This window comes from Kribbella sp. HUAS MG21 (assembly GCF_040254265.1).
GTDB lineage: Bacteria > Actinomycetota > Actinomycetes > Propionibacteriales > Kribbellaceae > Kribbella.
In genome coordinates this window covers 1805995-1819328 of record NZ_CP158165.1, presented here as the reverse complement: position 1 = coordinate 1819328, position 13334 = coordinate 1805995, and the positions used below count along the sequence as shown (strand labels likewise).

The 13334-nt window shown below is 69.2% G+C and carries 14 protein-coding genes; 6 read left to right on the top strand and 8 right to left on the bottom strand.

Annotated features, from left to right (window positions below; genetic code table 11):
* Positions 1-14: 14 nt before the first annotated feature.
* The 4 genes from ABN611_RS08660 to ABN611_RS08645 form a co-directional block, all read right to left on the bottom strand.
* Positions 15-1082 (bottom strand): LacI family DNA-binding transcriptional regulator, encoded by a 1068-nt coding sequence (locus ABN611_RS08660; protein ID WP_350279286.1) that lies wholly within the window; start codon positions 1080-1082, stop codon positions 15-17.
* 10 nt (positions 1083-1092) lie between these two features.
* Positions 1093-2754, bottom strand: a complete 1662-nt coding sequence (locus ABN611_RS08655; protein WP_350279285.1) for a hypothetical protein — start codon at positions 2752-2754, stop codon at positions 1093-1095.
* 10 nt (positions 2755-2764) lie between these two features.
* Positions 2765-4495 carry an MBL fold metallo-hydrolase gene (locus ABN611_RS08650; RefSeq protein ID WP_350279284.1) on the bottom strand — a complete coding sequence of 577 codons (1731 nt, stop codon included), beginning with the start codon at positions 4493-4495 and terminating at the stop codon, positions 2765-2767.
* A gap of 71 nt (positions 4496-4566) precedes the next feature.
* Positions 4567-4950 (bottom strand): STAS domain-containing protein, encoded by a 384-nt coding sequence (locus tag ABN611_RS08645; RefSeq protein ID WP_350279283.1) that lies wholly within the window; start codon positions 4948-4950, stop codon positions 4567-4569.
* A gap of 177 nt (positions 4951-5127) precedes the next feature.
* Here ABN611_RS08645 and ABN611_RS08640 point away from each other — a divergent pair, with 177 nt between their 5' ends.
* Both ABN611_RS08640 and ABN611_RS08635 read left to right on the top strand, forming a co-directional pair.
* Positions 5128-5871, top strand: coding sequence for an SDR family oxidoreductase (locus tag ABN611_RS08640; protein WP_350279282.1), 744 nt, complete (start codon positions 5128-5130; stop codon positions 5869-5871).
* Positions 5823-6605 carry a DNA alkylation repair protein gene (locus ABN611_RS08635; RefSeq protein ID WP_350279281.1) on the top strand — a complete coding sequence of 261 codons (783 nt, stop codon included), beginning with the start codon at positions 5823-5825 and terminating at the stop codon, positions 6603-6605. The genes ABN611_RS08640 and ABN611_RS08635 overlap by 49 nt, the downstream gene beginning before the upstream one ends.
* On the opposite strand, the gene ABN611_RS08630 is transcribed toward ABN611_RS08635, so the two are convergent.
* From ABN611_RS08630 to ABN611_RS08620, 3 genes are all read right to left on the bottom strand, one after another.
* Positions 6578-7366, bottom strand: coding sequence for a CPBP family glutamic-type intramembrane protease (locus tag ABN611_RS08630; protein WP_350279280.1), 789 nt, complete (start codon positions 7364-7366; stop codon positions 6578-6580). The two genes, ABN611_RS08635 and ABN611_RS08630, sit on opposite strands and share 28 nt — an antisense overlap.
* A 78-nt stretch (positions 7367-7444) precedes the next feature.
* The gene (locus ABN611_RS08625) at positions 7445-8914 is read right to left on the bottom strand and encodes an MFS transporter (RefSeq protein WP_350279279.1); all 1470 of its coding nucleotides are present in this window, start codon (positions 8912-8914) and stop codon (positions 7445-7447) included.
* A gap of 4 nt (positions 8915-8918) precedes the next feature.
* A complete protein-coding gene (locus tag ABN611_RS08620; protein WP_350279278.1) occupies positions 8919-9632 on the bottom strand; it encodes a hypothetical protein in 714 nt (237 codons plus the stop codon).
* A gap of 224 nt (positions 9633-9856) precedes the next feature.
* Here ABN611_RS08620 and ABN611_RS08615 point away from each other — a divergent pair, with 224 nt between their 5' ends.
* The 4 genes from ABN611_RS08615 to ABN611_RS08600 all read left to right on the top strand — a co-directional run bounded on the left by ABN611_RS08615 (position 9857) and on the right by ABN611_RS08600 (position 12662).
* Positions 9857-10663 (top strand): DUF4397 domain-containing protein, encoded by an 807-nt coding sequence (locus ABN611_RS08615; protein WP_350279277.1) that lies wholly within the window; start codon positions 9857-9859, stop codon positions 10661-10663.
* A gap of 71 nt (positions 10664-10734) precedes the next feature.
* Entirely contained in the window at positions 10735-11328 is a 594-nt protein-coding gene (locus ABN611_RS08610; protein WP_350279276.1) for a class F sortase, read from the top strand.
* 11 nt (positions 11329-11339) lie between these two features.
* The gene (locus ABN611_RS08605) at positions 11340-11957 is read left to right on the top strand and encodes an L-threonylcarbamoyladenylate synthase (protein ID WP_350279275.1); all 618 of its coding nucleotides are present in this window, start codon (positions 11340-11342) and stop codon (positions 11955-11957) included.
* A 57-nt stretch (positions 11958-12014) separates the two neighbouring features.
* Complete coding sequence (locus tag ABN611_RS08600) at positions 12015-12662, top strand: nitroreductase family protein (RefSeq protein WP_350279274.1); 648 nt, start codon at positions 12015-12017, stop codon at positions 12660-12662.
* Here the strand turns inward: ABN611_RS08600 and ABN611_RS08595 are convergent, their stop codons facing one another.
* Positions 12663-13154, bottom strand: coding sequence for a DNA polymerase ligase N-terminal domain-containing protein (locus tag ABN611_RS08595; RefSeq protein WP_350279273.1), 492 nt, complete (start codon positions 13152-13154; stop codon positions 12663-12665). It lies immediately after the preceding gene.
* Positions 13155-13334: the final 180 nt, after the last annotated feature.

The following is a 13334-nucleotide window of genomic DNA, read 5'->3' as shown; positions in this document are numbered from 1 at the left end:
TCGTGGCCTGGCGGTCAGTGGGGAGCGGGACCGGTGGAGCCGCGGACGATCAGCCGGGTCGGCACCTTGACGATCCGGCGTTTGCGCGGCAGCTCGCCGCGGATCCGGGCGAGCAGCAGCCGGGCGCAACTGCGGCCCATCTCGACCGTGCTCTGGTCGACCGTGGTCAGCGCCGGCTGCACCAGTGACATCCACGGCACGTCGTCGTACGCCGCCAGACTGAGCTGCCGCGGGATCTTCAGGCGGCGGTCCTTCAGCTCGGCCAGAGCGCCCTGCGCCAGCACGTTGTTCGCGGAGATGATCGCGGTGACCTCGTGGTCGTTCAGCAGCTTGCGCGTCGTCCGGCGAGCGGCGTCGGCGTCGAAGCTGGTGTAGGCGATCAGGTTCTCGTCGACCTCGAGGTCGTGGTCGGCGTGCGCCGCCCGGAACCCGGCCAGCCGCCCGGCGCCGGTCGACCACTTCGTCTCGTCGATCAGCAGCCCGATGCGCGTGTGACCGAGCCCGATCAGGTGCTCGGTCAGCTCGCGGGCGCCGGTTTTGTTGTCGCTCAGTACGACGTCGCCGTTCGAGCGGCCGAGCTCGCGGTCCGCGCAGACGACGTGCACGCCGTTGTCCTGCAGCACCTGCGGGCACTTCGCGGTCACCGGCGTCACGATCACCCCGGGCACCCGCATCGCCAGCAGCGTCTCCGCGGCCTGCATCTCCTCGGCGGGGTCGCCGTTGTCGTTGACGAGCACCATCTGGTACTCCGCCGCGCGCAGCTCCTCCTCGATCCCCGCGGCGAGGTCCGCGTAGAACGGGTTCCGCAGATCCGAGATGAGCACGCCGATCGACGTCGAGGTCCGGCTTCGCAGGTTGCGGGCGTTGTGGTCGGTGACGTACCCGATCCGGTCGGCCGCTGCCCGCACCTTGTCCCGTACGGCGGGGGACGCGTAGCCGCGCGTGTGGAGCGCGCGGGACACGGTCGACGGCGACACACCGGCCTCGCGCGCCACGTCCTGCACGGTGGGACGGCGTACCGAGGCCTGTGCCGGCTGTGCCGGTTGTGGCACCGCACGTGCCGCCTGCCCCCGGGGACTCATGGTCGGCAGTCTAAGTGGTCAGCCGCGACCTGTACCGGCTCCACGTGTCCCTGACGGCAGCGAAGTCCTCCTCCTGGAAGTCGTGACGGTCCGTGTCGGTGCCGTCGACGTAGTACAGGGCCGGTACGCCCAGGGAGTCCTGAATCCGCAGGTAGTCACGCCACTCCGCGTGATTCGGCATCATCCAGCCGTCGGTATCCACACCCAGCTCCGGCAGCACCGAACGCACCACCCCGGCCCGGTAGCCCATGTGACGAGCGACATAGCCCGGTTCCGCCGTGTGGTCGTGCAGTACGTCGTTCAGCCGGATCATGTCCGTGACGTCGAGGTACGCCGGGTTAGGCGTGTGGGTGACGACCAGAGCATCTGGTTTGACCTGCTTGGCGGTGTCGTACACCAGGCGCAGCTGCTCGTGCAGCAGCGCTGAACCCCAGCGCGGACCACTGTGCCGTAGCGACGAGCCGGACGGCGTACGCGCGGTGAAGTCGATCTTGAACCCGTCCGCGTCCAGACCGTCGGCCGAGAGCATGTACGTGACCGCATCCCTGATCAGCTCGACGCAAGCCGGTGCATCCGCGTCCAACCCGACAGGCGCACCGCTTGCGTCCGTGATGCACGCCTCCGGCGGAGCGCCCTCGTAGTCCCAGGCCTTCCACCACAGCAGCACCCGCTGGCCGGCTGCATGCCGCTCGGCGATCCAGCCGGCCAGGTCGGTCCAGCGCTCCGGATCGGGCCGACAGGTCGCGTACGACGCCTGCCACTTGTCGTCGATCACCACGGTCTCCGGAACGATGCCGTGATCGGCCAGCGTGCCCAGGAACACGTCGTAGTTCTTCTGTGTGGCCAGTGGTTGCGGCGCCTGGTCGGTTCGGACGCCGAGCGCGCACTGCGCACCCCAGCCACAGAAGATCGTCCCCGACCACCACTGTGGTCGTTCCACCGGCCGAGCGGGTACTACGCCCGCCTCGTCGAGCAGCGCGCGGTGCTGCACCAGAACGTCCTCAGCCGAGCTGGCACCCAGATGTACGACGAGCAGCGGTGTAGTGAAGGTCCCGTCGACGGCGGTGTGCCCCTCGTAGTCCAGCTGCAGACTGAAGCCACTGGTCACCGGCCGATAGTGGTAGCTGGTGAAGTTCTGCTCCGCGATCGGCGCGACCACACTGAAGCCCACCCAGTCAGAGGGCTCGACGGCGGCCGCGAAGCACCACGGCGCCGGTGTGAACAGCCAGCGCTCGATGCCCGGTTCACCGCCCTCGCCGCAGACGCTGATCGTCGCCGGCTCGACCGCCTCCCGCACGACGCGCGACGGATGGTCCGGATTCGGCGAGTACACCTGCCGCAGCCGGGAGCCACTCGGCAGGAACCCGCGAGGCGTACGGCGTCCGCCCAGCAGGTGTACGTCCGTCAGCCGGCCCCGTCCCGTGACCGTGGTCCGCGTCTCGATCCGGTCCGGCAGGAACCGCGTCGTCGTCACCCGGCTCTCCCAGACAGAGCTCCGCGCCGTCACGGTGACCACGTCGGGCTCGGAGGTGTCGACGTAGAGCTCAGAGCTTTCGTCGAAGCCGCCCACCGTATCGAGCGAGGCGAACAGCCGCAGGCTGAACAGCACCTGTCCGTCCCGGCTGATTGTCGCGTACGCCTTGCCGGCATTCACGTCCACGGAGTAGTCCACGGGTTTCCTTTCAGGAGAGGCGTACGTCGACAAGGGCTTCGGCCAGCTGTCCCAGGTAGATCCCGTCCCGCGTGATCCCGGCCGCGATCCGCGCCCGCCGTACCGGTCCTGTCACCTGGGGGATCACCACGAACTCCTGGGTGCCGACCCGCCGGCAGTCCCACCCGGCGGGCACCACGAGGTCAGCAGGCACACTGACCCGCACTGTGAACGGCTGGCCGTGAACCGCATCCACCCGGTACGGCGAGATCCGCACGGTGCCGGTGAACACCGGGTCCTCCGGCGGGAGCAAGGCGCGATGGGCTCGCGCTACTTCGGCACCGAGCCGGGTGAGCTCGTCCAGGTACGCCGGGGTGACCGGCCGCGGGTCCCAGTGCCCGGAGATCATCAGCTCCGGCTGCAGCCGCTGGTAGAGCGCGGCCGAGGCGACGTAGTCGTCGGCCGCGAAGGCGTTCGCGTACTGGAAGTTCGGCAGCTCCGCCGAACCACTCGGGTCCCAGGTACCGGTCTGCTGGTCACCTGTCGCCAGCACCCGCTGTCCGTCCACCTCGAACCCGATGGCCGATGCGTACATCGTGTGGCCAGGCAGGTCGTACATCGACAACTCGTACTCGCGCCACCTGATCGCGGAGCCGTTCACGACGTGCTGCGCGCACGGGATCGGTTCGTACCAGAGACAGGGCAGGTCGTAGTACGTCGGGTTCTCCAGGACGTGCGCTACCGGGCTGGACGCCCACACCTCCGTGCCGTGCACCTCTCGCATCAAGTTGAACGCGGCAACGTGGTCGTCGTGGTAGTGCGTCGGAATCGCCACCTCTACGCGTTCGATGCCGTAGTCGCGCTGCAGTGCGCGCAGACTCGGCAGCCACGGCCGTACGGCGTACCTGGGACCACCTAGGGGAATGCCGGTGGTCAGGTCGTACCCGTAGTCGATGAGCAGCGCAGTACCCGAGTCGCTCAGCAGCACGTAGCTGTGGGACTCGCTGGTCCGGTTCATCAGGAGGTGCGGGCTGAGCTCGACGTACGGGCTCTCGAGCTTGTCGAGCAATCCGCTCGGTGTTCCGAGCCGCACGGTGATGAGGTCCTGCAACGCCGCACAGGTCGCCTGCACCGCGGCAGCCGGGTCGTCCATGCGTACGCCATGGCTGGGAAGCAGCGCACGAGGGGAGTGGTCCAGCAGTTGGGTCAGCGACGCCAGCGTCATCGCAGCACCTTCCATGCCGACGTACGACCATTGGAGTGCAGCACCCGACCACACCTTGCCTGGGCTGTGGATGAGGTCGCCGGTGAACGCATAGCCGTCGATCAGGTAGCTGACGCTCCCTGGTGTGTGGCCGGGCGTCGGAAGCGTCAGCACCGACACGTGTCCGATTTGCGTGGTGCTGTAGTCCTTCATCACCCCTGTCACGGGCACCGACGACAGGATCGAGAACCGGTCCGTGTGCAGGTCGTAGTTGTTCACCACGTTCCGCCGCTGCCAGTGCTGGTCGGCGTCGGCGATCAGCTCGGCCTCGTTCTCCGGCACCCAGATCCGCGTGCCGGTGGCCGCCAGCAACGGCAGTCCTTCGACCTGGTCCCGGTGGTGATGCGTAATCAGAACGTCGGTCACCGCGTCCACGCCGTACGACGCCAACTGGTCGAGCCAGCGTCCGCTGCCGGCGTCGACTGCCACGGCTGTCCGCGATTCCGGGTCGACGATCAGATGGACCAGGCAGCTGTCCTCGATGGTGTGCACGATCACAGCAGCACCCTAAGGGCAGACCTGGAATCGATTCCACCTTTTCCGGCGGCCGATGCCGCAGGGCCAGCAGGTCAGAGGCTGGCGATCGCCTCGTCGGCGGTGCCGAAGATCCGGAACTGTCCGCCGAGCCCGGTGACGCTGAGCGGCCGGTCCACCGGACGGCCGACGCCGACCAGCGCGAGGGTGATGTTGTGCCGGCCGGCGAGGTTGCGGGCCTCGACCAGGTTGCCGAGGCCGGCGGAGCTGCAGAAGGTGACGGCGGAGACGTCGATCAGCACCAGCCGCGCCGGCGGCGCGACCGCGGCCCGGATCGCCTCGGCGGCGAAGTCGGTGCTGGCGATGTCGATCTCACCCGACAGCCGGACGAGCAGGACGCCTGGTTCCAGTTCCTTCGTGACGGCGTCGAAGGCGGTGCGGATCATCTCGCCGTCTCGTGGCTCTGGCTGGGTGGTCACGCGGCTTCTCCCCCGGGTAGCGCCACGAACGCGGGTCCTGGCGGAAATCGAACTGTCCTGCGATCACACCGTATGCCCCAACGCGCACGGGTCACAACGGGTCCGCCACCGATGGACCCCGGAGCGTGACCTCAAGCAAACGAGCGAGCGACCTGACCGGGTGATAGACAGGACGGCATGGGCGTTCTCGACGGTAAGGCAGCTCTCGTCACCGGGGGCTCACGCGGAATCGGTGCGGCGATCGTACGGCGACTGGCCGCGGACGGCGCCGTGGTGACCTTCACGTACGCGAGCAGCGAGGCGGCCGCGGCCGACGTGGTCACCGAGGTGAAGGCGAACGGCGGCGAGGCGATCGCCGTGCACGCGGACCAGGCCGACCTGTCCGCGATCGACGGGCTCTTCGACCGCGCGGCCGAGCCGACCGGGACGCTGGACATCTTCGTCTGCAACGCCGCCCGGGCGATGGTGAAGCCGCTGGCCGACGTCACGGTCGACGACTACGACCAGCTGTTCGCGACCAACGTCAAAGGGCCGTACTTCGCCATCCAGCGGGCCGGCCGGGTGCTGCCGGACGGCGGCCGGATCATCGCGCTGTCCACGCTGAACACCGTGATGCCGGGGCCCGGGATCTCGTTGTACGCCGCGAGCAAGGCGGCCCTCGAACAGTTCGTGAAGGTCGCGGCCCGGGAGTACGGCCCGCGCGCGATCACCGTCAACATCGTGTCGCCGGGCGCGACCGACACCGACATGTTCCACGACCACAACCCGCCGGCGGTCCAGGACGCGCTGGTCGGCATCACCGCGCTCGGCCGGATGGGCGAGCCGGCCGAGGTCGCCGACGTGGTCGCGTTCCTCGCCGGCCCGGACTCCCGGTGGATGACCGGGCAGAATCTCCGCGCGACCGGCGGGATGCTGGTCTGAATACCAAGGCCCTGCTCGCGGACATCGACGCCGCCGCGGATCCGGTCGCGGCGGCCGTCCTGGCGCGCTACTTCAAGCTGGGCCCAGGTGAGTACGGCCACGGCGACCAGATGATCGGCGTGAAGCTGTCGACCATCCGCGGCCTCATCAAGCCGTACCTGCGCGCCGACCTGCCGCTGTCCGAGCTGGAGCAGGCGCTGACCAGTCCGGTGCACGAGCACCGCCTCGCGGTCCTGTGCCTGCTGGCCGATCGCGCGTCCCGCAGCCTCAAACCGCGGACGGCCGCCCCGGAGCAACTCGCGGCGATCTACGACCTGTACTTGCGCAGTACGGCGTACATCAACAACTGGGACCTGGTGGACTGCAGCGCGCCGCAGGTCGTCGGTGGGTACCTTTTCGACAAGCCGCGGGATCCGTTGTACACCCTCGTCCGTTCCAGCTCCCTCTGGGAACGCCGGATCGCACTCGTCGCCACGCAGTACCTGATCAATCGTGGCGACACCGCCGACATCTACGAACTGTCGGCGCAGGTCCTCGACGACCGCGAGGACCTGATCCACAAGGCCTCCGGCTGGATGCTGCGCGAAGCAGGAAAACGTGTGTCGGAAACCGAGCTGCGCGGTTTCCTGGACCGGTACGCGTCCCGGATGCCACGCACCATGCTCCGGTACGCGATCGAACGGCTCGACCCGGACAGCCGCAAGCGCTACCTCGCCGTTCCGCGGACCCGATAGACGATCGCCGCGAGCACCAGGTAGAGCGGGACGAGCAGCAGTACGTCGGGACTCACCAGGTCCGCCGACCAGCCGGCGTCGCGCGCCGCCCCGTCGATCGTCAAGCGGTTGACGGTGAGGAACGTCAGGTGCGTTCCGATACTCGTCCACAGCGAACCGGTCGCCTGCCGAGCCGCGATCAGCGTGAGCCCGAAGATCGTCAGCAGGAAGAAGTACGCGATCGGGTCCTCGCCGGCCGGGGCCAGACTCAGGCTGGTAGGTGTGGCGCCGACGATGCGACCGAGCACGAGCTGCACGACGGACGAGATGCCCGGCACGAGCAGGAACAGGAACGTCGTACCGAAGGCAGCGATCGCCCCGCGGTACCGCGATCGCAGTACGGACCAGGTGTGGCCGCGAAGGCAGATCTCCTCCGGGAACGCCTCCAGCAGGATCGCGACGGCGGCGTTGGTGACGAGGAAGACGAGGACGTCGCCGGGATGGAAGCGGCCCCAGGAGATCCAGCCCGCCAGGGTCCCGAGGCCCAGTACGACGACCGCGCTGCCGCCGGTCACCACCACGCCCGTGGCGAAGCTGCGCAGGCCACGAACCAGTCCGAGTTCCCGGCGGCGGCGCAACGGGCGGATCAGCAGGATCGCGACCAGCGCGCAGACCGCGGCCGGTACGTAGCGATTGCCGACCAGGTCCGACACCGCTCCCGCGCAGCCGAGTGCGATCCCCATCGTGAACGCACCGAACGCCGCCCTGCCCCACACCCGCACCGCACGCTCCTCCCGCCGGTTTTGATACGACCGTACCGTACGATCGTGTCAAAACCGGCGGGGGGACAAGTCGACAAATCAGCTCTTGCTGTCGGCGTACGGCGGGGACTCGAGCGCGCAGTGCGTGTGGTGGTGGACGACGTCCTTGCGCGGCAGGCCGCGCTCGCCGAGCGTGACCCACGCGATCCCGCCACCGGCCGCGGCGAGCGCGGCCGAGATCCACAGCGCCACGCCGAATCCGTTGTGGAAGGCAACGGCATCGCGGTAGGAGTCGCCGGTGATGCCGGCCGCCATCGGGATCGCCGCGACCGCCATCAGTTGCGCCGACCGGGCGACCGCGTTGTTCACGCCGGACGCGATCCCGGCGTGGTGGTCCTCCACCGACGACAGCACGGTCGCGGTCAGCGGCGCCACGGTCGCGACCAGCCCGAGCCCGAGCAGGACGACGCCCGGCAGCACGGCGGTGACGTAGCTCGTGCCGGTGTCGATCCGCAGCATCAGCAGGAAACCGCCGGCCATCAGCAGCGGTCCGACCGTCATCGGGATCCGCGCGCCGATCCGGTCGGACAAGCCGCCGGCGTATCCCGAGAGGGCCAGCATCAGCACGGTCATCGGGAGCAGCGCCGCGCCCGCCCAGAGCGCGGAGTAGCCGAGCCCCGTCTGCAGGTACACGACGACCAGGAACGTCGCCGTACCGAGGGCGCCGTACACCACGACCGTGACCAGGTTCGCGCCGGTGAAACGCAGGTTGGCGAAGATGCCCAGCGGCAGCATCGGGTGCGAGCCGTGACGCTCGACGGCGAGGAACGCGCCGAACGCGGCCACGCCGATCACCAGGCTGGCGAGCACCATCGCGTCGCCGAAGCCATGGTCGCCGGTCCTGATCAGGCCGTACGTGAGACCGGCCAGGCCGACGGTCGCGAAGACGGCGCCACTGATGTCGAGCTTGCCGGCGGACTCCTCGTCGCGGGTCTCGGGGACGTGCCGGACCGTGACCAGGACGGTCAACAGCGCGAGCGGCACGTTGAGCAGGAAGATCAGCTGCCAGTACCCGCTGTCCACCAGGGTGCCGCCGACGAACGGGCCGACCGCCGCCGCGACCGAGGTCAGCCCGGACCAGGCTCCGACCGCCTTGCCGCGATCGGAATGCTGGAACGTCGTCTGCAGGATCGCCAGGCTGCCGGGCGTCAGCAGTGCGCCGCCGATCCCCTGCAGGACCCGGCCGGCGATCATCACCTCGAGGTTCGGCGCGAGCGCGCAGACGACCGACGCCACCCCGAACCAGATCACCCCGACGACGAACGTCCGCCGGCGCCCGAGCCGGTCGCCCAGCGAACCGCTGAGTAGCACCAGCGAGGCGAGCATCAGCATGTAGCCGTTCACGATCCACTGCAGGCCGGCGATGTCCGCGTCGAGATCCTCGCCCATCTCCGGCAGCGCGACGTTGACGACCGTGCCGTCCAGGAACGCCATCCCCGACCCCAGCGCCGTCGCGGCCAGCACCCATCGCCCGCGGGCGGTGCCCAGCGCGATCCGCTCATCAGTCATGTGCTCAGCGTGGCAGATCCAGTTGGAGGACCACGAGGGCCTTGCTGGCCGGGATGTCCGGCTGGATCCGGAGCCGCGGCGGATCGCCGACCGCACACCTCGTTTCGGTGAGCAGCGGGCAGACGGCGTTCAGTAGTCCGCTGGTGACCGTGACGTCGGTCGGCAGCGTGCCTTCGGCGCTCGCTGTCAGCGGGCGGAGAGCGGCGCCGGCCCGCGTCGACCGCGCAGGCGTGGCGAGCACCGTCGAACCGGTCAGCCGGTACGTGAGCTGGATCCGCGTAGCCGCGGACAACGGGATGAAGTCGGCGCCGGGGATTGTCGTTTCCTCGAGCGGCACGGATTGCTCATCGGCCGTCACCTTGAGGTTCGTCACCCGAGGCCGGGTTCGGGTCATCAGTCCGGGCAGATTCTCGCCGGATGCGGGGAGTTGCAGTGTGAGCATGTCGGTGGCGGCGGGCAGCAGTACCTTCTCGGTGATGTCGAACGATCCGTCCGGACGGGGTACGGCGACGAGTTCGATGCCGGGCTTCGTCTGCGTGGTTCGCGGCGTGGTCGTGGCCGGAGTCCGAGTGCCCGGCACTGACGTCCGGGCGCTGTTCAGCCCCGGGCTCGGGGCGGTCGGGCCGGCGCTGTCGCCCGAGCAGGCAGCGGTCGCGCTGTACCCCAGCACCAGCGCGGCCGTCGCCAGCCGCCGGGCTCGCGTCCGGCGGTTCTCCACCCCCTGCACCCCCTGAATCGGACCTGGCCGTTTCCTCTGGCGGCCGGGTCGGACTTGCGCATACGATACGCCCGAATTCATGGGGGACGGGCAATTCTTTCGCAATTTTCCGGTGAACTTCGAGGGGGAGAAAAATGCGGGGACGGACTGTGTCCGGGCAATCCCGGGCGGTTAGCGAAGGCAATTCGAGAATTCCAGGTCCGGTAATTCGGAGTGTGCTTCCGGTGTTGCTGGCGGTGCTGGTCGCGGCGGCGCCGGCGCTGTTCGCGGCGCCGGCCGGCGCGGCCGTGGGCGCGAACCTGTACTTCGTCCAGGGCCTGCCGGGCCGCACCCTGGACATCAGCGTGGACGGCCGTCAGGTCGCGTCCGGAGTGGCGGGCGGCAAGCTGATCGGGCCGTTCGGGGTGGCGGCGGGGAAGCGGACCATCACCGCCCGGCAGAACGGGAAGGTGGTCATCCAGCGCGAGGTGACGGCAGGTTCCGGCGCCAGCCTGGACGTCGTCGTCCATCAGCCGGTGTCGCCGACCGGGGCGCCGCTGATCACGACGTACGTGAACAAGCTGACCGCGGTACCGAAGGACAAGGCCGCCTTGCGGGTCGCGCACGACGCGGCGGTCGGGCCGGCTGATATCCGGGTGAACGGAAAAGTACTTTTCGAGAACGTCGCGAACGGGGAATCACTCGACGTGGTCGTTCCGGCCGGTACGTACAAGGTCGACATCGTGCCGACCGGTGCGACGTCACCGGTAGTGCTCGGTCCGCTGGACCTGCCGGTGCAGGCCGGTCAGCTGACCCGGGTGTTCGCGATCGGCGCGCCGAGTCAGCAGACGATGACGGTCGCGCTGGGCACGATCAAGGTTCCGGCGACCGGGTCGGACAAGCCGGGCGTGGTGAACACCGGAACCGGTGGCCAGGCGGCAGGGCTCGACCAGGCGCAGAGCCCCGCCGACCGGTCCGGTCTCTGGGTCGTGGTGTTGCTCGCGGTGCTCGGGGCCGCGGTCGTGACCGGCCGGAAGGTGGTCCGCCGCTGAAGCGATTACTGCTCGGTACGACGCTGTGCTGTCTCGCCCTGGCCGGTTGCGCGGCCGGGGCGGGCGGCGCGGTGCCTACACCCACGGGCACCGCCGGCTTCCGAACCGCGGGTACGCCGTCCGCGGTGCCGTCCGTTGTGCCGTCCGTGGTGCAGCCCAGTGGTCCGGCGCTTCCGGGGCGGACGGGTACGCCGGCCAGGAGTCAACGCGTCCGCTTCGTGCCGCAGGAGGTCGTGCTGCCCGGTGGCGCCCGTGCTTCGGTGCTTCAGGCAACTACCGTGGACGGGGAACTCCAGGTGCCGGTCCGGGCGCGGCACGTCGGCTGGTGGGACGGCGGCGCCCAGGCGGGTGATCCGTTCGGGTCGGTGGTGCTGGCCGGTCACGTCGACAGCAAGACCGAAGGCCTCGGCTTCTTCGCACGGTTGCTCGCGGTGCGGCGCGGTGAGGTCGTCGTACTGCGGGGCGCCGGGCACAAGGCGTCGTACCGGGTCGAGTCGATCGTGTCGGTGCGCAAGGACGCGCTCGCGACCAGCAGCGGCGCCTTCGACCAGATCACCGGGCACCGGCTCGTCCTCATCACCTGCACCGGCGCGTACGACGCGTCCCGCGGCGGCTACGAGAACAACCTGGTGGTGACCGCCGTACCCATGGGGTTGGCGCAGTAGGCTCGTCGGTCATGGCCAGGTATTTCGACATCCATCCCGAGAACCCTCAGCGGCGATCGATCGGGCAGGTGGTGGACCTGCTGCGCGAGGACGGGCTGATCGCGTACCCGACCGACTCCTGTTACGCGCTCGGCTGCCAGCTGGGCAACCGGGACGGGATCGACCGGATCCGGACGATCCGGCACCTGGACGACCGGCACCACTTCACGCTGGTGTGCGAGAACTTCGCGCAGCTCGGTCAGTTCGTGCACATCAGCAACGCCGTCTTCCGGTCGATCAAGGCGGCCACGCCGGGCAGCTACACGTTCATCCTGCCGGCCACCAAGGAGGTCCCGCGCCGGCTGCTGCACCCGAAGAAGAAAACCGTCGGCGTACGGATCCCGGACCACGTCGTCACCCAGGCCCTGGTCGCCGAACTGGGTGAGCCGCTGCTGTCCAGCACGCTGCTGCTGCCCGACCACGACGAGCCGATGACGCAGGGCTGGGAGATCAAGGAGGAGCTCGACAATCAGATCGACGCGGTCATCGAGGGCGAGGCCGGCACTGAGCCCACCACCGTCATCGACTTCTCCGACGATGCCCCCGGGGTGGTCCGCGTCGGCGCCGGCGACCCGAGCCCCTTCGAATGATCTCCGGTAACAGATAGTCTTCTTCGGGACTGTTTCGCAGCTGTCAGACTGGCTCGTGTGACCTACTCACTCGAGCTGAACCCGGACGAGCTGCTCACCACGACGCGGACTGTGCGCAAGCGGCTGGATCTCGAGCGGCCGGTGCCGATGGAGCTGGTGCGGGAGTGCATCGGGATTGCGTTGCAGGGGCCGTCGGGGAGTAATCGGCAGACCTGGCACTGGCTGGTGATCACGGATGCAGAGAAGCGCGCCGCGGTCGGGGAGTATTACCGGCTCGCTGTGGAGAAGTACCTGGCCGGGCCGGGTGCGGCGGGCAAGCTGCACGCCGACGATCCTTCGCGCGGTCCCGTCCAGCGCCGGGTGGGCGACAGCGTGGCCTACCTGGGTCAGCGGATGGGTGACGTCCCGGTGCTGGTCATCCCGTGCCTGGAGGCGCGGAAGCTGCCAGCCGGAAACCAGGCCGGGCTGTGGGGCTCGATCCTGCCGTCGGCATGGAGCTACATGCTCGCCGCGCGGGCGCGTGGCCTCGGTACGGCGTGGACGACGCTGCACCTGAGCTACGAGCAGGAGGTGGCTGAGCTGCTCGGCCTGCCGGAGCAGATCCGGCAGTCGGTGCTGATCCCGACGGCGTACTCGATCGGCACCGACTTCAGGCCCGCGCCGCGGCAGCCGCTCGACGAGGTCCTGCACATCGACGGGTGGTGATCACGAGGCTGCCATCTCCTCGATGGTGAGGCCGCTGAGCACGGATCGGGGCTCCGTCACGGTCAGGTCCAGGCTCGGGTCGGCGTCCGCGTCCTTCACCTTGACCAGCAGCCAGTCCGCGCCGGTCCGGGTGAACGCCCAGGCGCCGTTGAGCTTCACACCGTGCAGTTGCACCTTCAAGTGTCCGCGCTCGATCGCCGCGGCGGGGTCGACGAGCTGCTGGCGGTCGTCGCGGGTGAGGTTCGTGTAGACGCCGGCGTCCCAGACGATCACCGCGCCGCTGCCGTACCGCGCGTCCTGATGCACTCCCTCGTAGGACGCGTACTCGAGGTCGTGGTCCGTCGTGAACACCGCGAGCCGCTTCACCACCGGATCCAGCGACGGCCCCCGCGGCACCGCCCACGACTTCAGCACCCCGTCCACCTCGAGCCGTACGTCGTAGTGCAACCGCCGCGCGTCGTGCAGCTGCACGACGAAGATGGGCCTGGTCATGGGGCCTCCCGTCCTGGACTGAGGAGCGGAGGGAGCGCAGCGACCGGAGCGACGAGGGAAGGACGGGAGTCACAGCCCCATGACCCGCCGCGACGGAGTCGCGGCATCAGTGCGGTCACCTAGGCTCCTGGGGAATTCGAATTACGGCTAACGGTCGGTCAGGTTGCGGTTGTAGGCTTG

Excerpts from the sequence above, each read along its gene's own strand:
- ABN611_RS08660 (WP_350279286.1), bottom strand. The coding sequence starts at position 1,082 with ATGAGTCCCCGGGGGCAGGCGGCACGTGCGGTGCCACAACCGGCACAG.
- ABN611_RS08640 (WP_350279282.1), top strand. The coding sequence starts at position 5,128 with ATGGGCGTTCTCGACGGTAAGGCAGCTCTCGTCACCGGGGGCTCACGC.
- ABN611_RS08625 (WP_350279279.1), bottom strand. The coding sequence starts at position 8,914 with ATGACTGATGAGCGGATCGCGCTGGGCACCGCCCGCGGGCGATGGGTG.
- ABN611_RS08605 (WP_350279275.1), top strand. The coding sequence starts at position 11,340 with ATGGCCAGGTATTTCGACATCCATCCCGAGAACCCTCAGCGGCGATCG.
- ABN611_RS08595 (WP_350279273.1), bottom strand. The coding sequence starts at position 13,154 with ATGACCAGGCCCATCTTCGTCGTGCAGCTGCACGACGCGCGGCGGTTG.